Source organism: Leptospira hartskeerlii (genome assembly GCF_002811475.1).
Classification (GTDB): Bacteria; Spirochaetota; Leptospiria; order Leptospirales; family Leptospiraceae; genus Leptospira_B; species Leptospira_B hartskeerlii.
This window is the reverse complement of the sequence record NZ_NPDL01000002.1, coordinates 72349-98444: the sequence shown is the minus strand read 5'-3', so window position 1 is coordinate 98444 and position 26096 is coordinate 72349. Positions and strand designations below refer to the sequence as shown.

Annotated in this window: 27 protein-coding genes; 15 read left to right on the top strand and 12 right to left on the bottom strand. The window is 41.2% G+C overall.

The features are described from left to right. Positions 1–158: 158 nt before the first annotated feature. Both CH352_RS03360 and CH352_RS03355 read right to left on the bottom strand, forming a co-directional pair. Entirely contained in the window at positions 159–500 is a 342-nt protein-coding gene (locus CH352_RS03360; protein WP_100705657.1) for a hypothetical protein, read from the bottom strand. Between the two features lie 105 nt (positions 501–605). Beyond that, positions 606–1946, bottom strand: coding sequence for a glucose-6-phosphate isomerase (locus tag CH352_RS03355; RefSeq protein ID WP_100705658.1), 1341 nt, complete (start codon positions 1944–1946; stop codon positions 606–608). A 135-nt stretch (positions 1947–2081) separates the two neighbouring features. Between CH352_RS03355 and galK the strand changes: the two genes are divergently transcribed. From galK to CH352_RS03340, 3 genes are all read left to right on the top strand, one after another. Then, on the top strand, positions 2082–3245 hold the full coding sequence (gene galK / locus CH352_RS03350; protein WP_100705659.1) for a galactokinase: 1164 nt from the start codon (positions 2082–2084) through the stop codon (positions 3243–3245). 127 nt (positions 3246–3372) lie between these two features. Then, positions 3373–3792 carry an STAS domain-containing protein gene (locus tag CH352_RS03345; protein ID WP_100705660.1) on the top strand — a complete coding sequence of 140 codons (420 nt, stop codon included), beginning with the start codon at positions 3373–3375 and terminating at the stop codon, positions 3790–3792. 10 nt (positions 3793–3802) lie between these two features. After that, complete coding sequence (locus CH352_RS03340) at positions 3803–4423, top strand: uracil-DNA glycosylase family protein (RefSeq protein WP_100705661.1); 621 nt, start codon at positions 3803–3805, stop codon at positions 4421–4423. On the opposite strand, the gene CH352_RS03335 is transcribed toward CH352_RS03340, so the two are convergent. The 7 genes from CH352_RS03335 to CH352_RS03305 form a co-directional block, all read right to left on the bottom strand. Then, on the bottom strand, positions 4413–5186 hold the full coding sequence (locus CH352_RS03335; RefSeq protein ID WP_100705662.1) for a helix-turn-helix domain-containing protein: 774 nt from the start codon (positions 5184–5186) through the stop codon (positions 4413–4415). The genes CH352_RS03340 and CH352_RS03335 overlap by 11 nt on opposite strands. After that, positions 5159–5434 carry a helix-hairpin-helix domain-containing protein gene (locus CH352_RS03330; protein ID WP_100705663.1) on the bottom strand — a complete coding sequence of 92 codons (276 nt, stop codon included), beginning with the start codon at positions 5432–5434 and terminating at the stop codon, positions 5159–5161. The genes CH352_RS03335 and CH352_RS03330 overlap by 28 nt, the downstream gene beginning before the upstream one ends. Positions 5435–5495: 61 nt before the next feature. Then, on the bottom strand, positions 5496–6071 hold the full coding sequence (locus CH352_RS03325) for a hemerythrin domain-containing protein (RefSeq protein ID WP_100705664.1): 576 nt from the start codon (positions 6069–6071) through the stop codon (positions 5496–5498). Between the two features lie 118 nt (positions 6072–6189). Continuing rightward, entirely contained in the window at positions 6190–6645 is a 456-nt protein-coding gene (locus CH352_RS03320; RefSeq protein WP_100705665.1) for an EamA family transporter, read from the bottom strand. Between the two features lie 6 nt (positions 6646–6651). Then, positions 6652–8565, bottom strand: coding sequence for a B12-binding domain-containing radical SAM protein (locus CH352_RS03315; RefSeq protein WP_100705666.1), 1914 nt, complete (start codon positions 8563–8565; stop codon positions 6652–6654). 61 nt (positions 8566–8626) lie between these two features. Next, positions 8627–9001, bottom strand: a complete 375-nt coding sequence (lep, locus tag CH352_RS03310; RefSeq protein ID WP_100705667.1) for a LipL41-expression chaperone Lep — start codon at positions 8999–9001, stop codon at positions 8627–8629. Next, the gene (locus tag CH352_RS03305; protein ID WP_100705668.1) at positions 8985–10049 is read right to left on the bottom strand and encodes a lipoprotein LipL41; all 1065 of its coding nucleotides are present in this window, start codon (positions 10047–10049) and stop codon (positions 8985–8987) included. Before CH352_RS03305 ends, lep begins: the two co-directional genes overlap by 17 nt. Before the next feature lie 274 nt (positions 10050–10323). Between CH352_RS03305 and nadA the strand changes: the two genes are divergently transcribed. From nadA to CH352_RS03290, 3 genes are read left to right on the top strand one after another with little or no spacing between them, the layout of a single operon-like run. Continuing rightward, positions 10324–11295 carry a quinolinate synthase NadA gene (nadA, locus tag CH352_RS03300; protein WP_100705669.1) on the top strand — a complete coding sequence of 324 codons (972 nt, stop codon included), beginning with the start codon at positions 10324–10326 and terminating at the stop codon, positions 11293–11295. A 4-nt stretch (positions 11296–11299) separates the two neighbouring features. After that, a complete protein-coding gene (ispF, locus tag CH352_RS03295) occupies positions 11300–11782 on the top strand; it encodes a 2-C-methyl-D-erythritol 2,4-cyclodiphosphate synthase (RefSeq protein ID WP_100705670.1) in 483 nt (160 codons plus the stop codon). Beyond that, a complete protein-coding gene (locus CH352_RS03290; RefSeq protein ID WP_100705671.1) occupies positions 11755–12246 on the top strand; it encodes a hypothetical protein in 492 nt (163 codons plus the stop codon). Before ispF ends, CH352_RS03290 begins: the two co-directional genes overlap by 28 nt. On the opposite strand, the gene CH352_RS03285 is transcribed toward CH352_RS03290, so the two are convergent. Beyond that, positions 12243–12674 carry a GNAT family protein gene (locus CH352_RS03285; protein WP_100705672.1) on the bottom strand — a complete coding sequence of 144 codons (432 nt, stop codon included), beginning with the start codon at positions 12672–12674 and terminating at the stop codon, positions 12243–12245. The genes CH352_RS03290 and CH352_RS03285 overlap by 4 nt on opposite strands. A gap of 94 nt (positions 12675–12768) precedes the next feature. Here CH352_RS03285 and CH352_RS03280 point away from each other — a divergent pair, with 94 nt between their 5' ends. From CH352_RS03280 to CH352_RS03240, 9 genes are all read left to right on the top strand, one after another. Next, positions 12769–13116, top strand: a complete 348-nt coding sequence (locus tag CH352_RS03280) for a DoxX family protein (RefSeq protein ID WP_100705673.1) — start codon at positions 12769–12771, stop codon at positions 13114–13116. Positions 13117–13275: 159 nt separating this feature from the next. Further along, positions 13276–14130: a tetratricopeptide repeat protein gene (locus CH352_RS03275; protein ID WP_100705674.1), complete on the top strand. Its 855-nt coding sequence runs from the start codon at positions 13276–13278 to the stop codon at positions 14128–14130. 15 nt (positions 14131–14145) lie between these two features. Beyond that, positions 14146–15102, top strand: a complete 957-nt coding sequence (locus CH352_RS03270; protein WP_100705675.1) for a DNA-processing protein DprA — start codon at positions 14146–14148, stop codon at positions 15100–15102. Between the two features lie 19 nt (positions 15103–15121). Next, positions 15122–16612, top strand: a complete 1491-nt coding sequence (locus CH352_RS03265; protein ID WP_100705676.1) for an HTTM domain-containing protein — start codon at positions 15122–15124, stop codon at positions 16610–16612. A gap of 467 nt (positions 16613–17079) precedes the next feature. Next, a complete protein-coding gene (locus CH352_RS03260) occupies positions 17080–22872 on the top strand; it encodes a beta strand repeat-containing protein (RefSeq protein WP_100705677.1) in 5793 nt (1930 codons plus the stop codon). Continuing rightward, positions 22869–23354, top strand: a complete 486-nt coding sequence (locus CH352_RS03255) for an LIC_10463 family lipoprotein (RefSeq protein ID WP_100705678.1) — start codon at positions 22869–22871, stop codon at positions 23352–23354. Before CH352_RS03260 ends, CH352_RS03255 begins: the two co-directional genes overlap by 4 nt. After that, positions 23341–23721 (top strand): Bor/Iss family lipoprotein, encoded by a 381-nt coding sequence (locus CH352_RS03250; protein ID WP_100705679.1) that lies wholly within the window; start codon positions 23341–23343, stop codon positions 23719–23721. The genes CH352_RS03255 and CH352_RS03250 overlap by 14 nt, the downstream gene beginning before the upstream one ends. Then, positions 23709–24023 carry an LIC_10461 domain-containing protein gene (locus CH352_RS03245; protein WP_100705680.1) on the top strand — a complete coding sequence of 105 codons (315 nt, stop codon included), beginning with the start codon at positions 23709–23711 and terminating at the stop codon, positions 24021–24023. The genes CH352_RS03250 and CH352_RS03245 overlap by 13 nt, the downstream gene beginning before the upstream one ends. 39 nt (positions 24024–24062) lie before the next feature. Continuing rightward, complete coding sequence (locus CH352_RS03240) at positions 24063–24653, top strand: DUF2179 domain-containing protein (protein WP_100705681.1); 591 nt, start codon at positions 24063–24065, stop codon at positions 24651–24653. A gap of 27 nt (positions 24654–24680) precedes the next feature. Here the strand turns inward: CH352_RS03240 and CH352_RS03235 are convergent, their stop codons facing one another. Both CH352_RS03235 and CH352_RS03230 read right to left on the bottom strand, forming a co-directional pair. Next, positions 24681–25211: an SET domain-containing protein gene (locus CH352_RS03235; RefSeq protein WP_100705682.1), complete on the bottom strand. Its 531-nt coding sequence runs from the start codon at positions 25209–25211 to the stop codon at positions 24681–24683. Between the two features lie 158 nt (positions 25212–25369). After that, positions 25370–25951 (bottom strand): hypothetical protein, encoded by a 582-nt coding sequence (locus CH352_RS03230; protein ID WP_100705683.1) that lies wholly within the window; start codon positions 25949–25951, stop codon positions 25370–25372. Positions 25952–26096: the final 145 nt, after the last annotated feature.

Below are 26096 nucleotides of genomic sequence, written 5' to 3'. Positions count from 1 at the left end.
TAAGCCCAAAACCTGGGACCGGCTAAATTGGTGCTATATTGGATGGGAAAATATTACGATGTGATCTCCGAGAATTCTATTTTGAGCGCGAAACTAGGGTACGCTTTGCTAAGAAAGCGGAGCACAGCTAGAGCTAGTCTTGGCTTTCGAAGCTTAGATTAGGAGATAGAAGGTGGAGGAATATTCAGCAGATGCTGAGATAATAATTTATTGTGTAGAAATTGAAACCTATCCTGGCGGGAAGGGTTTGAGTTAGAGAGACCTGGAGTGTTTATTTTAGAAGTTAAAAAATCTCCCCAAACCGTTTCCGAAGGATCGGAGGTTTCGGCGAGATCGCTTAATTCTTCTATATCGGTCTCTTGTCCGATGATTGTTTGTGATTGGTCGGACTTCTTCCCGGGATAAGGGCTGTTGGATGGTCCGGAATGGAGAAAGAATAATAGAGTAAATAGGGCTAAGGAAGCCGAAACGAACCTTAGTTTTTTTCCTCTTAGGACCATACTGAATCTAATCCGAAACCTGAACGAATCTCTGTCAAGCTTTTAGAAAAATCTTTCCGAAATGATATGCCAAAAAGCAACCACTCCAAAAAGAAATCCTTTTGCTTAGACTCCTTTTTGACGAAGAGATTCTCTTAAATTCTCAAAACCTGGTTTTCCCAGTAATGCGAACATATTTTTTTTATAAGCCTCTACTCCAGGCTGATCGAATGGATTTACACCCAGTACATTCCCCGAAACTCCGCAGGCTAATTCAAAAAAATACATCATTTGGCCTAGGCTTTTAGGTTTTGTATCCGGAAACAAAATCTCCAAACATGGTATCCCGCCTTCCGAATGTGCTACTAAAGTGCCGAGAAATGCCTGTAAGTTTACTTCTTCCAAGTTTTTAGAAGCTAAAAAATTCAGACCGTCCAAATCGTCAGAATCTTTAGGAACCGGTAACTTTACTCCTGTGTCTTTGGAATAGAGTACCGTCTCAAAAATATTACGTTCCCCTTCTTGTAGATATTGCCCAAGAGAATGTAGATCGGTTGTAAGCTCTACAGAAGCAGGAAAAATACCCTTGCCTTGTTTACCTTCGCTTTCTCCGAATAATTGTTTCCACCATTCGGTTAAAGTTCGGATAGAAGGATTATAATTTGCGATCACTTCTATCTTCTTTCCGGATCTATAAAATAGATTTCTGTAAGCTGAATAAATACATGCGGGATTTTTATGAGGAGAAGTTTCCGAGATCAAAAAGTCTGCTGCTTCCGAGAACCCTTCCCAAAAAGAAAAGATGTCCACGCCGGCGGCAGCGATCGGAAAAAGTCCCACAGGTGTCAAAACCGAGTATCTCCCACCCACGTTATCCGGAATAGAGAAGGTAGCGAATCCTAACTCTTCCGACATTTTACGTAAAGCACCTTTAGATCTATCGGTCGTAGCAACTATTCTATCTTTTGCGTTGGCACCGTATTTTTTTTTGGTAAGATCCCAAAGTAAACGAAATGCAAGAGCCGGTTCAGTAGTAGTTCCTGACTTGGAAACCACATTGATCGAAAATTCTTTGTTCTCTAAATATTCCAAAAGTTCAGAATGATAACGTGCATCTAAATGATGTCCCGCATAAACGATCTCAGGTGATCCTAAACTTGGAGTTTTGAAATACGGTTTAGAAGCCTCGATGACTGCCTTTGCACCTAAATAGGAACCTCCAATCCCGATCACTACGATAGTCTCAGATTGTTTTCTGAGTCTTTGCGCTTCGGAATGAATTGTTTCTAATTCGGATTTTTGGATCTCTTTTGGAAGTCGAACCCAGCCTAAAAATTCGGAACCTGGGGATTTTCCGGAGAGAAGATTTTGTAATGCGATGCCAGACTCTTTCAATAAGAGCTCGTACGTTTGGCGATCTGCAAACTCCGAGGCAAATCTATCGTTTATTTCTAAAGAAAAGGCCATCGTATTCCTTAATATCGGACATCCGAGACAAATTACTTATGTTAATTGGAATAGCAAGGAAAAACGAAACAATTCAATGTTCTAATTTTCCAAAATCCCTTGTAAGTAATTAAGTCTTAGATTTTATTTTCCAAAATGACTCTTTCAATCCGAGAGAATCTTTCCTCTTCTCTTTCCCACATTTTTCCGGATGCTCCGGGCCTTGGTCTGATTCGATTTTTCTCCGCCCCAGGTCGTGTAAATATCATTGGAGAACATGTGGATTATGCAGGAGGTCTCGTATTTCCTGCTGCAATCGATTTCAGAACACACTTTGCTGTTCGAACCAATGGCCTCGGGCTATTTAGATTGTATTCCTTGGATTTCCAATCCGAATTTGTAACAAAAAATCCAATCTACTCCGAAGAAAAACCTTGGGCAAATTATATCCTAGGAGTTGTTTCTGAGGCTCTTAAGTTAGGTTTAATGGTAGAAGGTTTCGATCTTGCATTTACAGGTAACATTCCACAAGGAGCCGGACTTTCCTCTTCTGCTGCGGTAGAAGTTGGGATCGCATTCGCACTTTCTAAAATTTTCCACTGGGACATCAGTAAGGAAAAGATCGCGCTACTCGCTCAAGCTGCGGAGAATAAATTTGTAGGAGTAAACTGTGGGATCATGGACCAGTTCGTGATTGCGGTAGCCAAATCTTCTACCTGTATTTCTTTAAATACGGAAAGTTTGGAATATTCTTATCATAGTTTGGATTTGCCCGGTTATGAATTTTATCTGATCGATTCTAATGTACCACATAGTCTGAAAGAAAGTGCATACAATGACAGAAGAAAGGAAGTGGAATCTGCGACTTCAAAATGTAATAAACTTTCTCCAGAGGTAAAAACATTAAGCCAGGCAGACTTCTCATTAATCGAAAAAGCGGGATTGACTCCGAACGAATTCAAAAGAGCCACTCATATTCTGGGAGAAAGATCAAGGGCACAAAACGTTATCCGCTCCTTAAAAGATAAGGATGCGGAGAAAGTGGGAAAGGAACTTTTCTCTTGCCATGAATCGCTTTCTAAAAACTTCCAAGTCTCCTGCGAAGAAACAGATTTTATAGTGGAATGGTTCCGTTCCGAAAATGTATTAGGAGCCAGAATGATAGGAGGAGGTTTCGGAGGCTGTGTCCTAGTTTTAGACAAAGAAGGCAGATCTTCTTTCTTATTCTCCAAATTCGAAAAGGAATATTCCCAAAAATTCGGACTAAATGCAAAGATCTATAAATTCACTATCTCGGAAGGTGTAAGAGAAGACTCTTAGAAAGCACTTAAGAGATATAACCTTCGCTCTTACAAGTATTCTTCTTATTTCAAGATCGTAGAAAAACGGATAAAATCCTTGCAGAAACCGATGGCACTTCGATAGTCTTCGCATAAGCGACCTTACTATGGCAGATACTCCTTGGAACCTGGACAGTAAAGAATTCGATCATGATGCACCCGAGTTAGGTGTATTTTTAGATCAGGACAATATTCCGGATGGTCTACCTAGAGAGGCAGTGGTCGTAAAAATTTCCGGTGAGATTAATTTATACTCTGCCCAGATCATGAAAGAAAGGTTCTTTCATCTACTCGATCGAGGATTCATTTATCTTCTAGTAAATATGGAAAATGTGAAGTACATAGATTCTTCCGGGCTGGGAGTTTTTATGGCGACACATTCCAGACTAGTAAAGAGCGGTAAAGGTGGCATCGCGGTATTCTCCCCTTCTTCTCAAGTGAACAAAATTTTAGAACTTACCAAACTAAAAAGTCTGATCCGAGTAGGCAGTACCTCTAAAGAGGCTTGGAAACTTTTAGCGCCTTGACCCGCTGGCGATGAACGATTCTCAAAAATTCAAAAAACATCTAGATACATTAATTCACTGCAGACTTTGTCCGGACATGGTGGGCAATCCTGTGCATGGCGGTATTCCTGGCGCAAAAATTATGAGTATAGGCCAGGCCCCCGGGATCCATGAAGAAAAATTCGGAAGACCATTCGCCTACACTGCTGGTAAAACTTTATTCAAATGGTTTTTATCCATAGGGATAGAAGAAGAGATTTATAGATCCAAAGTGAACATGGCCGCAGTATGCAGATGTTTTCCCGGCAAAGCAAAAAGCGGAGATAGAAAACCGAACCCTTCCGAAGTAGAAAATTGTTCTAGATTTATGCGCTTCGAAGTGGAATTCAATCGACCCGAACTCATCATCCCTATAGGCAAATTGGCGATCGATCAATTGGTGGAGAATAAAAATTACAAACTTGATGAGGTCATCGGTAAGAAGTTTAAGAAAAACTACTATGGTGTAGAGCTAGATTGGATCCCTTTACCTCATCCATCCGGACTAAATGTTTGGAATCATTCCCGAGAAGCTAAGATACTGATCGCAAAATCCTTGGATCTGATCCGAAAACATCCTTCGATCAAAAGAGAATTCTTTTCTAAAGATTAGGATCTAATCCGAAGGAAGCGTTCTGCCGGAACCATTGTTTTGGACTGAACCCTGTCTTCTTCTTAAATTCGCGGATAAAATGTGCCTGGTCATAATAACCGGCCTCTAAAGCCAGCTCAGTCAGGCTGGAAGAAGAATTATAAAATCTGAATATATTTCTGAAACGTACAAGTCCTGCATATTCTTTTGGACTTAAGCCCACTCTGGATCTGAAACCTCTTTCTAAACTGCTTTGGCTTACACCCAGATCCTCTGCCAAACCTTTGATCCCGATTTCTCCGAGTGATGATTTGATCCTATGAACTGCTTCTAATAGGAATTTTTCTTTTTCTTCTTTTATAGGAAGAAGGAGCCGAAATTTTTCCAAGGTAAGAGAAGTCTCCTGACCTTTCCAATCCGCTTCTTCACAATCGGCAATCAATCCTGAGATCATTTCTTTCGAAAACAGATCCTCTAAAGATAGACTTGAATCGCTAATCTGATCCATCGGGACAGAGATCATTCTGGAAAGAACTAAAGGAGAAATATAAATCAAAAGTGATTTTGTATTTTTCTCGGAGATGAATGTTCTGGGTCCTCTTAAGATCCCCGTGATCCCCGCCTTAGCAAGGGTCTTGGACCGTTCGCCTGAACCTAAGGAAATCCGACCTTTGGTTTGGACTCCAATTACACATTTTTCTCCCGGAAGAACTGTATAAGTTTCGGGAGATTCTTTATGACTCCAAGAAATTTGGATCAAATCAGATCCTTCCAGAACCACCATTTCATTTTCTCAGGTTCAGGATTGGGAGTTGCGGAAACATATACTGCACAACGAAATACGTATAGCATACATAGATCTACTCTAGTGCCTTGGTATTCGCAAATTTCTTCGTATAATTTTTCGGGATCTAGTTTTGCAAGTTCTGCCTTACTGCGAACTCCTAGATTCCAAAGATCTTCTGCGATTACTTTACCCACTCCAGGAAGAGTACGAAATTCTTTTAATATCTCGGATTTATCCGACTTCATAGAAGGATTTTATAAGAAGTCGGCCCAAAAATCAAGTGACTTACTTGCCTTATACCATAGTTCAGAAGAATGTTTTTAACATTTCCTCGAATCTATTTTTGATCGGAGTCGGAACATTTGGTATCAAATATTTGGCCCAAATTTTGAGTTCGTCTCGGCCCAAAGAACTCATGATCTCTTTTTGGTGATCATCCAATTCAGGATCCGAAAAATACAAATGTAGTCTGATTTGAGTTTCCTCTTCTTCTCTGCTCATATGAGAGAAGTAATCTGTTTGAAAACGAATCAGTTTTGTATAAAATTCTTCGGAGAGAGTCTGAGCCTGTTCACTTTCTTCTTTGATCCTATCTAAAAGTGATTCCAATACTTCTATTTTTTTATCCAGATATTTATGTTCTTCTTTGTCTTTAAGAGAAGCTTCTGGATCTTTTTCTTCCAAATGTCTAAGACTCACTCCTTCTTCATCTCTCGCATGTATCTTTAACATTTGAAAGATTTCCTTTCCTAATTCGAAAAGTTGGAGTACATCTTTTGGATCAGAGTAATCTGTTCGTCCTGACTCTTGTACTAATTTTGAGATCCCATAACGGAGGGCTTTATGAGGGAAATCATATACTTTCTTACGGTTATTCTGCATTTCATTCTCCAGTAATAGGGAAATCCTAACCGTAAACTCAAAGGAAAAATTGTATAAAATCGTCAGAAGCCGATTTTTCGAAGGACGATCCTATTTTTTTTAAGAAGAAAAATCGATCTTATTTTCCAAACGTTTGCCCCAAATGAAAGGTTACAATCGCTCCCAATGCGCAACCAACGGAAAGCATATGATAAAAATTAAAATGTTCTCGAAACAGGATCACTCCCAGAAAGATAGAAGTAGTCAAAATAGAAAGTACTGCATACAAAATGTAATAGGTAGTTCCGTACCTTGTGAATAAAAAATAAAATCCTAAAAATGTGAGATACAAACCTACTCCCCCCACAATGATCTCCGTGGTATTCTTAGAAAAGTATTCCGTTAAATTTTCCTTTCCGACGAATAAGGAAGAAAAAACTAAAAGTCCTAAACAAACCACCAATAGAAAGATCAGAAATAGAAACGGATTTTCAGAAGGAGAAGATTTCTTTTGGCCGAACGCAAACAATGCATTTCCGATCGCTGCCACAAGAGCAAATAAGATAGGATACAATACGGATAAATTACTTTTCATGTAGATTCACTTCTCCGAATAACCTAAAACGTCCCAACACCAACGTTTTTCTAAAACTCTGTCGGCAAACGTTACGGATTCAGGATCCGAATTTTCTTTCAGAATTTTCCAAGCTGAGCGATTTTCATTTTTGGAAATGATCCTTGCTCCCGGAAATTCTCCTCCGAGCTCTGTCGATTTTTGAACCGCTTCTTCCCATTCCATTTCTTGGAAAACAGGAATATATTCTCTGATCTCGGAAACCCATTCTAAGGGAAAAAAAACCTTGTGAGGAAGAACAAGAACGATCCTATGCAGCATATTTTCTCCTCGATGAGCTAATGTCCGAGATAGATAAGATGCGGGGACTTTGGAAAATTCTTCCAAAATCTCAGTGACTAGTTCCGGATCGAAAGTGGACTCAGGATACAATACCAGATCCGTAACTGCAAAAGGGTCTTTGATAAATCTGACATTTAATCTATTAAAAAATTCTTTTTTAGATTTTTCTAAATTATCCCCTCTCCACCAGATGGAAACATGTCTGGCTCCTGAAATGGAAAAATCTTCTAATCCGAATTTTTCCTGCAATCCAGGCGAAAACGAGAATATATCGGAAACCGCAGGATCCGGATCGGATAATAGACTTCGAGGAGTTTCATCCAACCTTCTATCTAATCTATCTTCCGAACGAAATAATGTGGAGCTGAGTGCTTCCGCACTAAAATTTGGAGTTCGGATCACTCGGTAAGGAGGTTTAGGAAGATATACCAACCCTTCTGACTCTGCATCTTTTCTCATCGCAGTTCCAGGCAGAATGGACAAAGGAAATACCTGGACCCATTCTCCCAGTCCATGACCGTAAAAGAATTCAATTCCTTCCATCACATCATCAGGGGTATCGCCAGGAAGTCCGATAATCAGATCCAATAAGAGCTCAATTCCTCGATCGGCCAACATTTTTGCGGCTTCTGCCACCTTTTCTGGACTTCCAAAACGTTTTACACGCTTTAAGGTTTCCTTATTGATGGATTGCATACCGAGCTCTATTCGATTGAAACCGGCTAACGCAAGTTTGTCCGCGATCTTCTCCGTAATTCCTTCCGATCTTAATTCTCCAAACATTGTCATAGATCGGTCCGAGTTTACATCTATGATCGCGTCTAAAAATTCTTCGAAACCTGGCCTATGATTGAATGTCGGGTCTAAGAATACTAACTCTTTGGCGCCCCTATCTTTTAAGTTAGAAAGAAGTTTGACCGTCTCAGATATATCTAAAGTCCTTAATACATTGCTACTCTTAGGATAAAAACAATAAGTGCATTGGGATCTACATCCTCTTACAGTTTCTAGATAAGTAGATCTTGCAGGATCTACCGGCACAAATCCTTGCAGATAAGGCGAAGGATAACTCGTCAGCGGAAAGGAAGCATTCTCTTCTTTAGAAAACGTTCCCATCTTTCCATCAAGCTCTCTAACAGCAATATTAGGTAATTTTCTAGGATCTTCTTTTTTGAGAAGAGTGTCCATGAGAGCAAAGAATGTATGTTCTGCTTCTCCAGAAACTGCTATATCATAACCTGTTTCGGAAAGAACGAATGGATTGTCCGGATTTACTTCCGGTCCGCCGATCAGAATTTTTGTGGATGGGGATCTACGTTTTACTTCTTTTGCGAGATGAAGACTTCTTTCAGTATTCCAAAGATAAAGAGAGAAGCCCAAGAACTCAGGCTCATCTTTTGCGATCCTATCAGCAAGTTGGCTATCACCTTCTTTATCAGTGATATCAGGATCCAGAACTTCTAGCTCTAGGCCTTTTTTTTCCAGACCATTCTCCCGAGCGGATACGGCCAAACATCCAGCAGCCAAAGGAACATTTCCAGTAGCTGCGAAGGCAGTAGGAGGAGGAACAGGCAATTGTACTAGCTTTAACTTTGCCATAAGAAGTCTTTGAGTACAAAACTTTAGACTTCTCCGCTTTCTACAATCCGGAAATGGAAGCTTATCCCTCTGTCTCTACCCTATTCGGAGCGTGTTTCTTACAATCCTGTAGATCCGAAAACTTCTCCTTGGAGAGTTCACATTGTACTTGGAGTAAACTTTTATTCTCCACACAACTTCTGATGATCGCTTCGCTGGTCTCAGGTTTTAGTATGGATCTTAACATCAATGCTTGGACACCTTTTTCCATAGTTTCATCGTTCGCGATCAGTTTGGAAATATGGATTTGGGCATCTGAACATTCTTCCAAATTTGGTTTCGTTCTGCTACAATCTGACAAGAAAAAGAAGGCAGTACATAAAAGAAAAGCGGACGTTATCCGCCCGCTTTTCTCGAAACCGAAAGAAAGTTGAACTTTCTTATTTTTCAGTGTCATCAACGGCAGCAGCCGCTTCTACACGTTTACGAAGTTCTCTCACGTAGTTCTTGTCAGCTCCACTGAGTTTCATCGCTTCTTCGTAAAGCTTGATTGCTTTTTCAAAGTCACCAGCTTGGAAGTAGTAAGTTCCCAGGTTTGTTTTCGCTCCCCAAGACTTTCCACCAGCTTTCTTATCTGCTTTTTCCCAGTTCTCTTTTGCTTTTTTGAAGCTAGGAGTTTCTCCGGTGATCTCTTGGTATCCGTCGTCAAGGTATCCTGCAACTTCAGGATCTTCGTCGTCTTTGAATACTTTGATATATTCGGTTTTAACTTTTGGAGAAAGTCTGTCTTTGATGTAAAGAGCAGCTTCGTCTAAAGCTTTTCCGAAAGAGTCAAGAACGGAAGGACAATCTAAATTACCAACTCCTGCATCAACTTTTGCAGGGTTAGAAACTACAGCCTTTTTAACTTCTCCAGTTTCTACTTTGATTAAAGTAGCATCTAGTGGAATCAACATATAACGGATACCGGTTTGTTTGCTAACAGGTCCGCTTCCGGTATCAACATTTCTGCCAGATGCCATAGAAGCGATAGCTCCACCTACTTTCAACGCAGCCGCGCCGTAATCTACCATCATCTCGCTTCCGCACTCTGTGTATGGTTTTTGATAACCGATATGAAGAATTGCCTCAGCACCTAATTGGTTTCCGAGTTTCACACGACTTTTAGTAATTCCGGTAAGAGTTAAAGAAGCCTCATTGATAGAGTCAGCTCTTTTGCTTAGGTCGATCAGTTTGTAATAAGTTTCCTTGTCGAAAGCTTCGAAAACTTTAGAAGGCATTTGATCGATAAAGCTGGAACCTGCTCCGAAAACGGTTTCCCAAAGACTTTTTTGGGGTTTTTCGACTGCTAATCCAACATTGCGGATAGAGCCTAGGAATTTTTGAAGCTGGCGTCCCTCTTTTGATTTAGGAAAAACAGGGTATTCGACTTCAACTTTTTCGCCGCAGTTGGAAACCGAAAGTGCCAATGCTCCTGCGAGGAGCAGAGCAGAAATTTTTTTCATTGGGTTAATACCAATCCTTTATGGATGATTTTTAGGAATAACTTCGTATTTGTTCCGGCATTTCTTTTTCTGTCAATTTATTTTAAGAACCCGTCCGTTCGGCCGGATTCTTGAGGCTCCCAGCGAACGGACGACAGGTTTTGGGCTCCGGATAGATTATAAACACTTGCAAAACCTAGTTCTTTCGGCGATTTTACATTTAGGTTGCCGGACTCCTATATCTTGGAGTCGAAATTAAAAAGAGATAGAACCGCCTAAACTGGCTGGGGGCCTAATGAAAACACTAGAGGATATTCGAAAATCCCTGGAATCCACTTATATGGAACATGAGATAGAGGAAAAACTTCCCCTCATCCAGGAGATCAACCGTCTCAAAAAAGAAAAAAATGCAGTACTTTTAGGACATAATTATATGACTCCGGATGTTTTTCACGGAGTTTCAGACATTATTGGGGATTCACTCTATCTAAGTAAAGCAGCTGCGGAAACCGATGCAGACATTATTCTTTTTAATGGGGTCCATTTTATGGCGGAGACTGCAAAGCTTATGTCTCCGGATAAGAAGGTACTCATCGCTGATCTAAAAGCTGGCTGTTCTCTCGCGGAAAGTATCACTAGAGAAGATGTTAAAAAACTAAAAAGCCAATATCCTGGAGTGCCAGTAGTGACATATGTCAACTGCACTGCAGAAGTAAAAGCTGAGACTGATATTTGCTGTACTTCTGCAAATGCGGTCCAAATCGTAAATTCTTTGGATAGCGACACGGTCATCTTTCTTCCCGACGAATACCTTGCGGGGAATGTGCAGAAACAAACTAACAAAAAGATCATCTCCTTCCCCGGACGTTGTATGGTACACGAGATGTACACTGCGGAAGATATTCTATCTGTCAGAAGACAATGGCCTGGAGTCACAGTCATCTCTCACCCTGAATGTAACACAGACGTGGTAGAAGTTTCTGATTTCGCCGGATCCACTTCTCAGATGTCCAAGTATATCCGTGATTCAGGAGCTAAAGATGTATTCTTGGTCACCGAATGTTCGATGGGAGATAATCTCAGATCCGAGTTCCCTGATAGACAATTTGTCTCTTCTTGTAGGACCTGTCCCCATATGAAACGGATCACATTAGAAAAAATTAAAGATGCACTTCTATACGAACAATTCGAGATCAAGTTAGATCCTGAAATCGTGGAAAAAGGAAGAATGGCGGTCCAAAGAATGCTGGAAGTGAGTTATAAGTAACTTAATGTACAGAATAGGACAAGGATTAGACTTCCACAGACTGGAAACAAACGAGGCTCGCCCATTAATCTTGGGCGGAGCGATCATCGAGTCTGAATATGCTCTCATCGGCCATTCGGATGCGGATATCGTAATACACGCGTTAGCCGATGCAATTTTAGGAGCAATGGGGTTAGGAGATATAGGACAGTATTTTCCGGATACAGATCCTTCCCTCAAAAATATGGACTCCAAACTGATCCTGCAAAAGACTTTAGATCTTGCGAAGGAGAGAAGTTTCAGTTTGGTAAATATTGACTGCACTTTGATCGGAGAAAGACCGAAAATTTCTCCACATAGAATAAAGATACAATCCTCACTTTCTAATTTATTAGGACTTCCTGAGGATTGTGTTTCAGTGAAAGCGACTACTACCGAAAAAATGGGAGCCTTGGGCAGAACCGAAGGATTGGGCGCAAGTTGCGTGGTACTTTTACAGAAAAACTAAAACCTTCTCATAAAATCGCGATCAAATCAATCGTTGGTTTATTCGTATTTATTACGATATTCTTATATATTCTAAAAAGACCGTATTTGGAAACTTCTTCTTACTTATTGAGGAGAGAAGTATTGGAAGAATTGCCTCTCGGAAGTTCCAAAAGAAAGGTAATGGATTATATCAAAAGAAAAAAACTGGACCTGGTCGGCTTTCACCAGGGGCAATTTCCTGACGACCCTGAATATGTTTCGGATATCATGGTATTCACCAAAAAAGGAACAGTTCAATCCAACGCATTCCATTGGATCCCAACCGAGAGTAGTTTTATTGAAGTTAATTTGGGAATGTATGTAAATCTGAAAGAATTCAGATTTTGGAAAAAACCTTTTCCCTTAAGAGTGAAATTATACTTTCTATTTTCTAATCAGCAATTGGTGCAGATCCGAGTGATCAAGAAGTCGTTTCCAATTTAGCGGAACTTCTCCATTAAGATCGCGTCTTCTCCCGGGCCGTAATAAGACTTCCTCCTTCCCGATTCCAAAAAGCCTAATTTAGAATATAAGGAAATAGCCGAAGAATTCAAATTAGAAACTTCTAAAATAGTTTTAGGAAATAGATCGCATAGAGTTTTTAGAATGGATCCTGCTTCTCCTTTTTTACGTTTCTCAGGAAGAATTCCTATCCGCAACAATTCTGAAAAATCAACGAGATCGATATAAAATACATAGCCTGTATCTTCTTTGATCCAAGCAGGATGATTTTCTATATGACTTTGGATGGAATAATTCGACCAGGAAGAATTTCCAAAAACTGTTTTTTCCATTTTGATCAGAGTTTGTAAATCTTCAGGTAGGACCATTCTCCAACCTTGGGGTAGATCATTCTTTTTTCCCAGATCCAATCCATTTTCTCCTTGCGTGAGTCGGGATCTTCCATACTAATTAACGGTCGCTTTGCGAAAGCAATTTTCGATCAAACTCGAGGAGAAAATATTTATGCAAACAATCGGGAAATATGTGTATGCTGTCCCGTTCCTACTTTTTGGAATTAACCATTTTGTAGCCGGAAGCCAAATGGCCGGAATGGTTCCGGTTCCAGGCGGAGTTATTTGGATCTATGTAACAGGAGCCGCTATGATCGCAGCTTCGGTCAGCATTTTTATAAATAAAAAAACCAAACTCGCCATGATCCTATTAGCTGTACTTTTAGGAATTTACATTGTTCTTCTACACTTACCTGGAGCAATTAAAGGAGATATGTCCTCCACTATCAATACCTTGAAAGATCTGGGTCTTTTAGGTGGAGCTTTAGTAATTGCTGGAATTTCCAGAGACAACGCTTAATTTACAAAGGGAGAAGGCTTCAGGACTTCTCCCTTTCCTTTCTTTAGATCTTCCTTTTTTTCCTTTCAAAAAAATCCTTTTTTCAGGATTTTCCGTGGACCATTCGTACACTTCTCGGACATGGTATTTCAAATACGCTTTCTTCCCGAGGTGGAATCAATGAGGACTATATTCCTTCTTCTTTTTGTATTTCTGATTTCCGATTGTAAGAACCTAAGTAAATTTTCAGGAAAGAATACAAAACCTCCGACTGTCGAGGATCTTGAAGCTTGGAAACGTCGTTTGAACATGGACGAATCCGAGATCATTGAATTAGAGAAGAAAATCCGAGAAATGGCTTCCAAAACCAGATCCGCTGGCGCTCTTAGTTGGAAGATCGCGCAAGGATATATGAAGATCGGCGATTACGATCTAGCATCCAAATATTATAATAAAGCGATTCAAGAAGAAGGTTCCGGAAAAACAGAAGTGATCGGCGCCGACGTTCATTTTTTCGAATCTTCTCTACCATATTTCGACAAAGCACAACTTTTAATGCCGATAGACCAGCAGCTTCTTTTTGAAACTGCTTTGTCTTATGCAAACGCTTCCAAGGACAGAGGTTGGGAACCAAAAAGAAGGCAGATCGCTATCGAAATTTTCCAATCACTTTCCAGACAAGACAACAGAGATTCTAGATTTCCATACCAATTGGCTTTGATCTATTTTGATTCCTCCATGGCGGATTCTTCTTGGGAAGGGATCAATGCCGGTTTTCAAGACCAAGAGAAAGCGTTTACACTTTTGGATTCTATCTTAAAGAAAGAACCTCGCAATGTTCCAGTGTTATTTGCAAAAGGGAATTTTTTGTATAGATTCGGAAAGGCACAAGAAGCGAAAGATATCTATCTACATCTGAAAAATACGATAGAAGGTCTTAAAAAAGACGGATTTATCAAAGAAGATCTGAACGAGAACGAATCTTATAAAAACGTAATTAATAATCTGAATAAAATGGGATCTTCCGAGAATTAATACGGAGGATCCGTTATGGACTTTCTTTCTCTCTCTTCTCCGATCCTTTATAAAATTCTAAGCAGGTCCAGATTTTTATCCCAGAGCCTCTCCGAATTAGAGGTCCTGGAAAAATTAAAAGAAATACTCCCGAAAGATCTAAAAGAAAAAGCAAAATTCGATTCTAAAAATTACTCATCTTCCTTAAAAAAGATGGGAGCGGAAATCGTTTCTTATTTCGATCCTGAATATCCGAGCCTCCTGAAAGAAATTTATGACCCTCCACCAAATTTATTCTGTTTTGGCAACATCGGGCTCCTAAAACTTTCTTATCTGGCCGTGGTGGGGACCAGGAAAGTTTCTCCTGTAACATTACATTATTCTAAATTAATTCCGGATCTTGTAAATTCTCTTGGGCTGGACGGTATTATTTCCGGTTTAGCTTTAGGAGTGGATAAGGCAGCAATGTCGCAAGCCCTGGACCAAGAAATTCCCGTGATAGGAGTCATGGGCACAGGCCCGGAAAAAGAATATCCTTACGAAAACAGGAATTTATACAAAAGAATGAAATCTTCTATCAATGGTTTAGTGATCACTGAATGTCCTCCCGGTTTTGAAGTCAGAAAATATGCATTCCCAAAAAGGAATAGGATTATCACCGGCATTTCACCTTCCCTCTTAGTAATGGAAGCTCCTTCTAAAAGCGGAGCGTTATCTTCTGCATCTAATGCAATCTCTCAAGATAGAGATGTTTTTGTTTTTGATCATCCATTGCAGACTCAGAACCAAGGAGGGAAAAAATTACTCTTTGAAGGAGCTTCTCCTATTTCGTTTGATAATTATCAAAAAGAAGGAGAGAAAATTTTTCATTTGGAGGAAATTCTCCCTTCTTCCTTCGAAGAAGTTCCCGGAATGCTTGCTCGATTGGGAAAAAACAAATTGAATGGTAATTGGATCGATATAGGAAACGGTTTCATTCGATCTGTTCAATAAATAGTAAAAGGAATCAAACTTGTCCCTCTGGAATCGGTATAAGTCCGAACTATTCGAACAATCTCCGGCTTGGTCCTTAGGATTTTTCAGATTCGGGTTCGGCATTCTTCTATTTTTTATCTCAGCTCGTTATCTTCATTACGGCTGGGTACAAAAATATTTTTTAGAGCCTGGTTTTCATTTCAAACATTTCGGCTTCTCCTGGGTGGGAGCCCTGCCTTCTCCTTTTCTATATTTTGTTTTCATAATATTATGTATTACTTCCCTATTTATTTCCCTGGGAATTTTATATAGGACCTCTATTTTTGCTTATTGGTTAGGATTTACATATTTTAATCTTATAGATGTTTCTGCTTACCTGGATCACTATTATTTAGTCTTCCTGTTACTCTTTCTTTTGTTTTGGATCCCTGCAGATCGTTGTTTTTCTTTGTCACATTTTTTAGAGGCCTATCGAAACGGAAGATGGACCATACCTAAAATCCCGAATTGGTCCCTATGGATCCTTCGATTCCAAATTGGATGCGTTTATTTTTTCGGAGGTTTGGCAAAGTTAGTTCCGGACTGGTTATTTTCTGCTCAACCTCTTAGGATCTGGCTAGTGCGAGATACCGACTTTCCTGTAATCGGAGGATTTTTTTCTTATCCGATTGCAGGTTATATTTTCAGTTATGTCGGATTATTTTTCGATCTGCTCGTTCCATTCTGTCTTTTGAAAAAAAACTTAAGACCTTGGGCTTACAGTTTCGTTCTGATCTTTCATATTCTCACGTGGAGGCTTTTTCCGATCGGAATGTTTCCTTGGATCATGATCTTCTCAGCTTTATTATTTTTCCCTCCGGATTGGCCGATTAAAGCTAGAGGATTTTTAAAAAGAAGGGGGATTTTCCCTTATGGAGAGCTAAGGAATTTATTCAAAACGGCTTGGAATAAACTTCCCGTCACTTTCCGCTTTCTTTCCGCAAAAATTTTGCTCATACTTTTACGTGCTTTAGAAAAACCGAATATATGGGGAAGAAGTATCGAAATCAAACTAAGTGAGTTCGTTTCTCTTTTTTCTTCCAAATTCGGAATTTGGGCAGTTTCCTTATATGTTTTGATCCAGATTCTTTTTCCTCTCAGGCATTTTTTATATCCTGGGAACCATTTATGGACCAAACAAGGCTTTAGATTTGCATGGCATATTATGCTCATCCAAAAGAACGGTATCGCAAGTTTCCAAGTGGTTAATCTGCGGACCGGAGAGATCCAATATGTTTTGCCTGAGTCTTATCTGAACGAAGTGCAAAAAACGATGATGAGCACCCAGCCCGATCTAATCCTACAATTTGCTCATTTCTTGGGAGAGAAAGAAAAGAAAAGATCAGGTGACGACACCGCAGTATATGCAGAAGTAAGGGTTTCTTTAAACGGTAAAAAAAGCCTTCCATTCATAGACCCGAATCGAGATCTAATGAAGGTGAAGGACGATTTTTTTCACAAAGATTGGATCCTTCCGGACGTTAGGTGACATTCTTCTCAATATTCTGTCTCTAAATCATATTATAAAATCGTACACAAAGAAACAATATTTGTATCCGTGTAAAATTCGAGTCAAAGAGTTTAGTAAATTAACTTGAAAAAGGTACAGATATGCTCCGCCTTAAGTCGCCAAATGTAATCGTATATTTACTTACTTATATTTGATTTATATTTTAGAGTTGTTAGTCGGATTTTCTATTTTTTCTGAGTAAGCATCCCATAAAGCAAATAGAATTGAATAGTTTTTACCCACTCAAGTGATATTTTTTAGAAACTAAAACAAGTTCTGCACTTTTTAAAGTCCAGAGGCTACATCTTTGGTTGGTGTAAGTAATTACTTACAAAACTAGACCATATTATTTATTTTTTCTTGAAATAGTCGTTAGATAAGTATCGTCCGATAGAATTAGGTCGATAGTAGAATCTATAGCGTCTGTCGAACCAAAAGAGATATATATGAGCTCCAGAATCAACCCCACTCAAAAATTCTGCACAGCACTGGTGTGTTCCTTCATTCTTTTCCAAGGATGCGTTGCCTGGCCTTTATTAACTGGAGCTGTTGGGCTCGCGGCAGGGAAAAAAGGCGGTGGAGGATTATTCTTTCTTCCTGGCGGAGGAACTCCTACGTTAAGTAGAGTGGAGATCTCTTCTCCGAATTCCAGTTTTGCAAAAACTACAAGCATGTCCTTGGTGGCGACCGCTGCGTATTCGAACGGAACTCATAAAGATATTACTGCGGACGCTGTATGGAGTTCTAGCAATTCCAGCATCATTTCTATGTCTGCCGGCGGGCAAGCCACAGGAACCGGAGTGGGAACTGCAGATATCAGCATCGCTTACGAAAATAAAACTGCCCAAATTTCTCTTTCAGTGACTTCAGCTCCTTTGAGCTCAATTTCCATTTCGTGTATAAACCAAACGGATAATTTACCTAAAGGGATCACTAGACAGTGTACCTTGACCGGTAACTTTGCGGATGGTTCTAACCAAGATCTAACAAACGATCCGAATGCTACATGGAGTACAGGAAGTTCCGCTATAGCTACAATAGATTCTACAGGACTTGTAACCGCAATAGATGCAGGGACTACTTCGATCAGAGCTTCTTATAATTCATTCAACGCCACTAATTTATCTCTAACTGTTAGTTCAGCTGCTTTAGTTTCTATCGCAGTAACTCCTACCAATAAATCTTTAGCATTGGGAAAAAACCAACAGTACACGGCGACTGGAACTTATACGGATAATTCAAACCAAGACATTACAAATTCCGTAACTTGGAATTCTTCGGATACGATAGTTGCTACAATCAGCAATACTGCAGGTTCCAGAGGATTTTTATCCACGGAAGATATGGGAACTTCTACCATTACCGCTACTCTGAATTCTATATCAGGAAACACTGATGTTACAGTTACTGCGGCAGTATTAGAAAGTATTTCTATCACTCCTTCTAGCCCAAGCACTCCTAAAGGAAGAACTTTAAATCTGGTTGCTACAGGTATTTTCTCCGATGGGCATAATGAAAACATCACAGACCAGGTGACCTGGTCTAGCGAAGATAATTCTATCGTAACTGTGGATAACGGTTCCGGCTTTGAAGGTAGAGCTTCCGGTATTAATGTCGGAACAATAGACGTCACTGCAGGGATTGGAGGAATAGAAGAAACTGTATCCTTCTCGGTAACTGCCGCTGTTTTAGAGTCCATCCAATTAACTGCTGATGATTCCTCTATCGCAAAAGGAACAAGCACTACAATATTAGCGACTGGAGTTTATTCTGACGGTTCCTCTCAAAATATTACCGGTTCAGTTTCTTGGAGCAGTTCACTGACTTCGGTTATTCAATTAGGAACATTAACTGCTACTCCTAAAAAGCAGGTAAATTCTCCGAATAGCGGATCACTCGGAACTTCTACAATCACTGCAACTTCCGGAAGTATTAGCGGCACTGTGGATATCACTGTAACTGCTGCAAAATTAGTTTCCATTGCAGTAACTCCTACAAATCCAAGTGTAGCAAAAGGTTTAACCAAAGACTTTACTGCTACAGGAACTTATACAGACAGTTCTACTCAAAACTTAACCGCATCCGTTACCTGGGCTTCTTCCGATACGAGTAAAGCGACTATTAGTAACGCCGCCGGAACGGAAGGAAAGGCGACAGCTGCCGCAATCGGAACTACAAATATCACTGCAACTTTAGGGACAATTACTTCTCCTTCTACCACGCTGACGGTGACCGCCGCGGTTTTACAATCGATCACGATCACACCTTCTAATCCAAGTGTTGCAAAAGGAAGATCGGAAAATTTAAGTGCAACTGGAACTTACTCTGATAATTCCACTCAGGATCTGACTACTTCAGTTACTTGGTCAAGCTCCAATAATTCCACAGTCGGCGTAAGTAACGTAAATGGAACTAAAGGAAAAGCCACAGGTGTTTCAGTTGGAACTGCAACAATTACAGCAACCTTAGGATCGGTATCCAACTCGATCACATTTACGGTAACTTCCGCTGCGTTAGATTCGATTGAAGTCCATATTACGGATTCTTCGATCGCCAAGGGAACTTCTACCCTTGCGGAAGCTACAGGGACTTATTCTGATGGGACTACTTCAGATATTACGGACCAAGTGGTTTGGAACAGTTCTCAAACTTCTATCATCCAATTGGGAGTTTTAACTGCTGCGCCTAAAAAGACACTAACTTCTCCAAATAATGGTTCTTTAGGAATATCTAATATTTCTGCTACGTTGGGAAGTATCAGTGGAAATGCAAATCTGACTGTAACTGCTGCAACTTTGGTTTCTATCCAAGTGGATCCTACAAATCCAAGTGTCGCAAAAGGACTTACTCAGAACTTTACTGCTACAGGAACATATACCGATGCAAGCACTCAGGATCTGACTACTTCGGTTACCTGGGCTTCTTCCAGCACAAGTAAAGCTACTATCAGCAATGCGGGAGGAAGTAATGGTCTTGCAACTACTCTTGCAACTGGAACTACAAATATCACAGCAACTCTGGGATCTGTAACTTCTCCTGCAAGCGTATTGACTGTGACTGCTGCGGCTCTTACCAGCATTACGATCGCTCCTTCTCCAACTTTGAGTATTGCGAAAGGACGCACTCAAAACTTCACGGCAACGGGACATTATACAGACAGTTCCACTTCTGATCTGACAACTCAGGTGACATGGAGTTCTTTCGATCAAACCAAGGCGACTGTTAGCAATACTTCAGGAACAAACGGTAAATTGACCGCTCTCCAAGAAGGAAGCACTCAGATTTCTGCAAGTTATAACTCCGTAACCAGCACGGATACTGCGGTTACAGTAACTGCTGCCGCCCTGGATAGTATCTCCATCACTCCAACTAACTCCAGTTTAGCAAAAGGATATACCACTCCATTCACTGCGAACGGTGTGTATTCTGATGCGACAACTTTGGATATTACAGCTCAAGTGACCTGGGCTTCTTCCAATACTTCTTCTTCTACGATTAGCAATTCGAGTGGAAATGAAGGTGTGGCAACTGCAGTTGCGGTTGGAACAAGCACTATCTCCGCAACTTTAGGTTCAGTATCTTCTTCTACTAACTTTACTGTGACTGCTGCGGTATTAGTTTCTATCTCAGTATCTCCTACAAATAGTAACGTATATACGACTCAAACTAAGGACTTCACTGCGACTGGTACTTACTCAGATTCAACAACTCAGAACTTGACAACTTCAGTTACCTGGGCTTCTTCCGATACAGGCAAGGCTACCATTAGCAACGCTTCCGGAACAGAAGGTAAGGCAACAGGTGTTGCGGCAGGAACGATCACTATTTCCGCTACTAGCGGTTCAGTGAGCGGGAACACTCAGCTGACTGTTGTGTTCTTAGATACTACAGCTCCAACCGTATCTAATGTGGTCTCTTTGAGTCCGACTACAGTCAGAGTAACATTCTCCGAATCTGTGAACTCGACTCAGGCCACTACTGCTGCAAATTATAAGTTAGCTCTGACTTCTGCAGTAAGCGGTTCTTGTTCCGACAATAGCAACTTTTCCTCTGCTTCTAATATTTCGGTTTCTTCGGTAAGTGGAAGCGGCGCGATCTACACTCTGACCTTAGCTTCTTCTCAAAATTCCGGTACCAACTATACTGTGATCGTGAATAAGAGCGGCATCCAAGATCTCTCCGGAAGTCCGAACAATTTAGGTTGTGCAAATTATGGAGATTTCGTAGGACAAGAGCAGTTAAAAGTAAGTTCGGCTTCTTGCGCAAGCACGAGCACTGTGATCATCAACTTCTCCAAACCGATCAAATCCGGAAACAATGTGGGCAATTCGGCAGAATGTAGTAGTACTGCAGAATGTGCGAACCGTTACTCTTTTGTAGGAACAACCGACTTAGGTACGATCAACTCCGCTAAGATCCTAGACGGAGTGGTATGCGGTGGAGCAACTGCAGACTCCGCAAAAGTTTGCGTGACCCATAGCTTATTACAAACCGGTGCTCAATATACTATCATAGCTGCGAATAACGTAAATGGAGACGGTTTCGACAATACTTCTTGGGGATCCATCCGTGATTCAGGAGATTCCGAAAATATACAATCTTCTCCAAGAGATAGAGCTTCCTTCTTAGGCTGCGGAACTTCTCCTGTAAACTTTGAGGACGGTCCGATCTCTATAGATCCGAACGGTTCTACTTTTGGTTATCTTGCAGACTTCAATAGTAAGATCTACACCGGACCTAACAACGTAGGTAACGGAGCATTACGTTTTGCTTATGACGGTTCTGGCCCAGAATCGGTTCAGTTCTCTTTTGTAAAAGATACGAACGGCCAAAACTCGGACACTTCTAACGTCAGTTCCAACTCAGCCACCACGAGAGAAAATAGCATTGCAGTTCCACCTTACGTGACCTTAGGACACTCAGGTTGTACCCAAAACGATGCTACTCTAGCAAATGGTTGTGGTCCAGACAATGAAAGTGGAAGGGGAATTTTCACCACTGGTTCTTTGGTTAGTAATCCATACATCTTCATCGCGGCAGCAAGAACAGTTCCGAGCGGATCGAACTATAACTTCGATTATATCTACTACTCGAACGATACTTCTACCAACCTGAACTATAAGTACATCGATATGGGTTCCATTACTGGAACTGTAACTGCTGGAACTTCTTCCATCGCTGTTCTGAACGATAGAGTATTCCCTGGATTTGCAAAACCGAGTAACGATGGAACAGGAACCGGCGGCGGATTGAACGCTCCCGACTTCGGGTTTATCACATTCAACAGTTCCGATTCAGGCAGCACAGGAAACTGTACTGCAGGTTCCAACTGTGATGCATACGATGGTACCAACGGTAGAAGGATCCGTATCGACTATATGCCTTTCTTTGGAGGACCTTCCGCAGGAGGAAATGGTAGTATTAATAATAGTCCGAACTGGGGATATTATATCGGAGTGGATTCTTCTATAGTGTTCAAGGATAGAATTTACGCTGCTAACGGTGGACTACATGCGGTTGGGCATAACGGTTCAATCATCCGTTCCAATTCTTCAAGCCCAATTAACGCTTGTTCCTCTAAGAATAATTGCTCTGACTGGACCGAGGTAGGACCAAGAACCAATCAAAAATGGCATAACAGCACTACCAATAACTGGTTCTCTTTGGAACTTGCAAAATTCTACGATCTCATCCCTGCGGATAGGGCATTCGCTCAATTTGCGGAATACAACGATAAACTGTATGTGACTCGGACCATCTGTATCCAAGGAACTCAGGCAAGTGGGATCCGCACAACTGCAGGAACTGTGACAGGATGTACTGATGGAACAGACACAAACCGTAGGGCCCAACTTTGGAAATGTGATCCTACACTCACATCAACAAGTACTGAATGTGATTCTGGAGACTGGACAGTCGTGGGAGACGATGGAAACGGTATCACCAACTTCGGAGATTCCACCAACAAAACGATTACCATGGTGGCTAAAAACGGATCTTATCTCTATGTAGGATTCGATAACCCGAACGGTATCCGTATCTATCGCACGAACACGACCAACCCTGGATCCGCTTCTAACGTATGGACCCTGGTTGCGAACGGTGGACTCACAGATTCCACAAATGTGCAGCAGATTTTCTCCTCTGTTTCCGTAAATACCGGCGGAGTTTATTATCTTTATGTGAGTGTTGGAAAGAACAATACTCCCGTCAGAGTATATAGGCAGCAGAACTTATGAAAAAGACATTAGGTATCGGTTTCGTATTCAGCTTATTATCTCTGGTCCTTCTATATAATTGTAGGGAAGATCAGAGATACGAACCGTTACGTTTCGAAAAAGTTTCCAGAGCGGAGAGTTCCGCTTTCCAGGCACATGTGGACGGAACCATTCTCACAGATCCTTGGGAATATAGATTTAGGATCAAACAGGCAGATAGAGTAACTCTGATCGTAGAAGTCTTGACGGATAAACCCGATCTGGGAGTGACCTTGTCCAGAAAAGGGATCTTATTCGATTCAAAGATCAAATGTGGCGATAAGATCAGCCAACTTTCTCCCTGTAAACTTGAAATAAACAATCCTGAAAAAGGAGATTATTCCTTGGTATTAAATCATCTTTCTTCCGACCCTTCGGAAGTTCTTTCTTACAGAATATTCGCCGCTGTGCATGGCCCGGGTTATGCCTCGGTAATTTGGGAGGAAGAAGTTGCGCGCAGATAAAATTCTACCCATACTCTCGATCATACTCTTAAGTTTTGGATTCGGGGAATCATGCAGACATGCCATGGTCCGTTATCCTCAAAGCCTTCCGGAAGCGTGCAGGATCTACCCTACTTCCAGAGAATGTAAACGTGCTTTAGATATAAGATCTGCTCAGGCGGAACAAGGCGGAGAAATTCATAAGGTCCAACATACCTACTACCTCTTCGGACTTTATCCTGGAAATCTAGTCCTGGATACTTCTAAGTACTGCGCAGAAGGACCTCGATCCGTCCATCAGTACACCAGTTTTTGGAATGGGCTTTGGGAGCAGTTAACACTTGCAATCTATTCCCCCCAAACAGTGGAGATAGAATGTTACAAATAGTCAGAATTCAAATCTTAGTTCTAATCTTCGGATTTTCTATGGGCTGCCATACCACCACCGTGGTTCATAAAGGCGGAGATACACCGTACGCATTGGCAAAGGAAACTCCAGGTCCCGATAAAAAAGCAAAACAAGGAAGCACAGTTTTCGGGATCTATTCTACTACCGCTCCAATGGAGGCGAGCTGCGATAGGAACCATCCAGAAGTGATCATCAAGACCGGCTTCGTGGACTTGGTCATTCATACTCTGATCGGCCCCTTCTATACTACCAAGACGGTAGAAGTGTATTGCAAACCGTAAATTGCTGGCCAAGCGCCTAGGATTTCCCAGAATAATCGAATGCCTAACTGGGCCTTCGATTATCTAATTTTACCCCTCGGAATTTATCTAGCCAGAATGACGGACGTAAGCATAGGCACTGTCCGTATCATCCTAATCTCCAGAGAAAGAAAGGTCCTAGCGGCACTCCTAGGCTTTGTAGAAGTGCTTCTCTGGCTGATAGTAATCACTCAGATCATGAGAAACCTGAGCAACGTTTTTTGTTATATCGCATACGCGGGTGGATTTGCCACAGGCACTTTTCTCGGTATGGTAGTAGAAGAGAAATTAGCCTTAGGACATTCGCTTATCCGTATCATCGTTCCGGAAAAAGGAGAAGAGATCGTCCAGAACCTGACCCAGGCAGGCTACCGCACCACCACGTTGGAAGCACAAGGAGCCAGAGGACCGGTTAAAGTCATTCTATCCTTATTAAGAAGAAAGGATATACCCATTGTGCTTGGAATACTGAAGAATACTGCGCCTGGGGCCTTTTATACGATAGAGAATGCTCGTAAAACAAGCGATCCGGAACTATGGAAGACTTCTGGACAGGAAGGAGAAAGTTTTGCCCGCATCCTATGGAGAAGGCAATCCAGGATCAGGAAATGATCCTGGATTTAGAAACAAAAAAGTCCCTTAGGCAGGGACTTTTACTAAGATCTTCTTAATTTCCTTATGCATGAACGTAGGAAAGTTGAGATTGTACTGAGGTAGTAAGAGTTTCCAATCGTCCTTACGGATGAATTTGCGACAGTTAGAAGACCCACAAGCGCATTCAAAGGTCTGGTCGAAGTTCACTACGAAGTTACCGTAGTCGATGTTTAGCTCTTCCCCAACTTCTATATCCCTTTTGGCTATAATATTGTCCATTTGATCGTACCACATGTTCGGATCGCAGGAATGGTTCATAAAGTTAGAATGATTGATAACAAATTCAGGTCCGGAAGGGCCGGTGACTAGGCCGAAGTCTACATCATAGCCGTATTTCATGAAGATTTCCTTCTCCTCTTCCGGAAGTTCATCGGCTTCCGAGACGGAGAGTACTTTCCATCCGAATTCCTCATCTTCGATCCATTCGCTATAACTGAACAGTAATGTTCCCTTAGCGATTGGTTGAGAGGCGAAGATTCCGTTTTCCCCGAACTTGTTCGTGCGTCTTTCGATCATGCAAGATCAACCTGCTCTTCCCCATTAGGGGCAAAATTTTTATCAGTCAAGACCGAGATCGAAAAAACTTCAATTAAAAATATGAAATACCCCCTAGCTCAGCCCCTAAAAAAGAAAGGCCGGTCCTGACGGGTCTTCTTCATAATTGGAAAAAAATTTCAAACTCCTCGATCAGGAAGAAGATCGGAGATCAGTTCGTAGGTCCAGTCCCCGTACGGATCCTCATCCATCTTCTCACTCTTGAGAGACCTCCAGTCTTTCCCCTTTCTTTCCATGACCAAAGAAGAAATTCTGAATAGAGAAGTGCGGCCGCTCGCCTCTTCCAGTCTGGAGCTGTCCCTTCCTATTTCTATAAAACAAGTCAGTGGAAAAATCCTGCTCCAATTTTCCCCTAATCCTAGAATGGCTTCCTCTAGATCTTCTGAGTCGGAGCCGAGAGTTAGTCTAGTCGCATCCACAAAGATAGGAAGATCTCTTCCCGCATGACCAAGGGCACCCGATCGGATCTCTTTGCAGAAGTTAACTGCTTGGGAAAAATTTTCTGCGAAGCCCAATACCGCAGTTGAGTGATGATTGGAAATCCTGGAGATCATTCTCCCGAAACTGAGTCCGTCTTCTAGACCCAAACTTCCTTTTGGAAGGATCAGTATAGGTCGAACGTCTTTGCGAACCAAACGAAACAGGTACTTAACTAATGCGAAGGATTTATTTCTAGTCGGCTGGAACAAAGTCAGGAACATGTCTTCTCCTTATGTCGAACGAAACTTATCTTTCGTTTAGTATAAATTATAATAAACAGGAAATTCTATGTCGCATAAACGAATGCAATTTTTGTAAAATTCAAGAAAAGGAAAAACGCTTGAGTACATTATGCGGATATGTAAG

Coding starts and splice junctions, on each gene's coding strand:
- CH352_RS03345 (WP_100705660.1), top strand. CDS start 3,373: ATGGCAGATACTCCTTGGAACCTGGACAGTAAAGAATTCGATCATGAT.
- nadA (WP_100705669.1), top strand. CDS start 10,324: ATGAAAACACTAGAGGATATTCGAAAATCCCTGGAATCCACTTATATG.
- CH352_RS03235 (WP_100705682.1), bottom strand. CDS start 25,211: ATGATCGAAAGACGCACGAACAAGTTCGGGGAAAACGGAATCTTCGCC.
- CH352_RS03360 (WP_100705657.1), bottom strand. CDS start 500: ATGGTCCTAAGAGGAAAAAAACTAAGGTTCGTTTCGGCTTCCTTAGCC.
- CH352_RS03330 (WP_100705663.1), bottom strand. CDS start 5,434: ATGAAGTCGGATAAATCCGAGATATTAAAAGAATTTCGTACTCTTCCT.
- CH352_RS03325 (WP_100705664.1), bottom strand. CDS start 6,071: ATGCAGAATAACCGTAAGAAAGTATATGATTTCCCTCATAAAGCCCTC.
- ispF (WP_100705670.1), top strand. CDS start 11,300: ATGTACAGAATAGGACAAGGATTAGACTTCCACAGACTGGAAACAAAC.
- CH352_RS03355 (WP_100705658.1), bottom strand. CDS start 1,946: ATGGCCTTTTCTTTAGAAATAAACGATAGATTTGCCTCGGAGTTTGCA.
- CH352_RS03280 (WP_100705673.1), top strand. CDS start 12,769: ATGCAAACAATCGGGAAATATGTGTATGCTGTCCCGTTCCTACTTTTT.
- CH352_RS03230 (WP_100705683.1), bottom strand. CDS start 25,951: ATGTTCCTGACTTTGTTCCAGCCGACTAGAAATAAATCCTTCGCATTA.
- CH352_RS03275 (WP_100705674.1), top strand. CDS start 13,276: ATGAGGACTATATTCCTTCTTCTTTTTGTATTTCTGATTTCCGATTGT.
- CH352_RS03260 (WP_100705677.1), top strand. CDS start 17,080: ATGAGCTCCAGAATCAACCCCACTCAAAAATTCTGCACAGCACTGGTG.
- CH352_RS03315 (WP_100705666.1), bottom strand. CDS start 8,565: ATGGCAAAGTTAAAGCTAGTACAATTGCCTGTTCCTCCTCCTACTGCC.
- CH352_RS03320 (WP_100705665.1), bottom strand. CDS start 6,645: ATGAAAAGTAATTTATCCGTATTGTATCCTATCTTATTTGCTCTTGTG.
- CH352_RS03240 (WP_100705681.1), top strand. CDS start 24,063: ATGCCTAACTGGGCCTTCGATTATCTAATTTTACCCCTCGGAATTTAT.
- galK (WP_100705659.1), top strand. CDS start 2,082: ATGACTCTTTCAATCCGAGAGAATCTTTCCTCTTCTCTTTCCCACATT.
- CH352_RS03255 (WP_100705678.1), top strand. CDS start 22,869: ATGAAAAAGACATTAGGTATCGGTTTCGTATTCAGCTTATTATCTCTG.
- CH352_RS03270 (WP_100705675.1), top strand. CDS start 14,146: ATGGACTTTCTTTCTCTCTCTTCTCCGATCCTTTATAAAATTCTAAGC.
- CH352_RS03340 (WP_100705661.1), top strand. CDS start 3,803: ATGAACGATTCTCAAAAATTCAAAAAACATCTAGATACATTAATTCAC.
- CH352_RS03245 (WP_100705680.1), top strand. CDS start 23,709: ATGTTACAAATAGTCAGAATTCAAATCTTAGTTCTAATCTTCGGATTT.
- CH352_RS03335 (WP_100705662.1), bottom strand. CDS start 5,186: ATGGTGGTTCTGGAAGGATCTGATTTGATCCAAATTTCTTGGAGTCAT.
- CH352_RS03305 (WP_100705668.1), bottom strand. CDS start 10,049: ATGAAAAAAATTTCTGCTCTGCTCCTCGCAGGAGCATTGGCACTTTCG.
- lep (WP_100705667.1), bottom strand. CDS start 9,001: ATGACACTGAAAAATAAGAAAGTTCAACTTTCTTTCGGTTTCGAGAAA.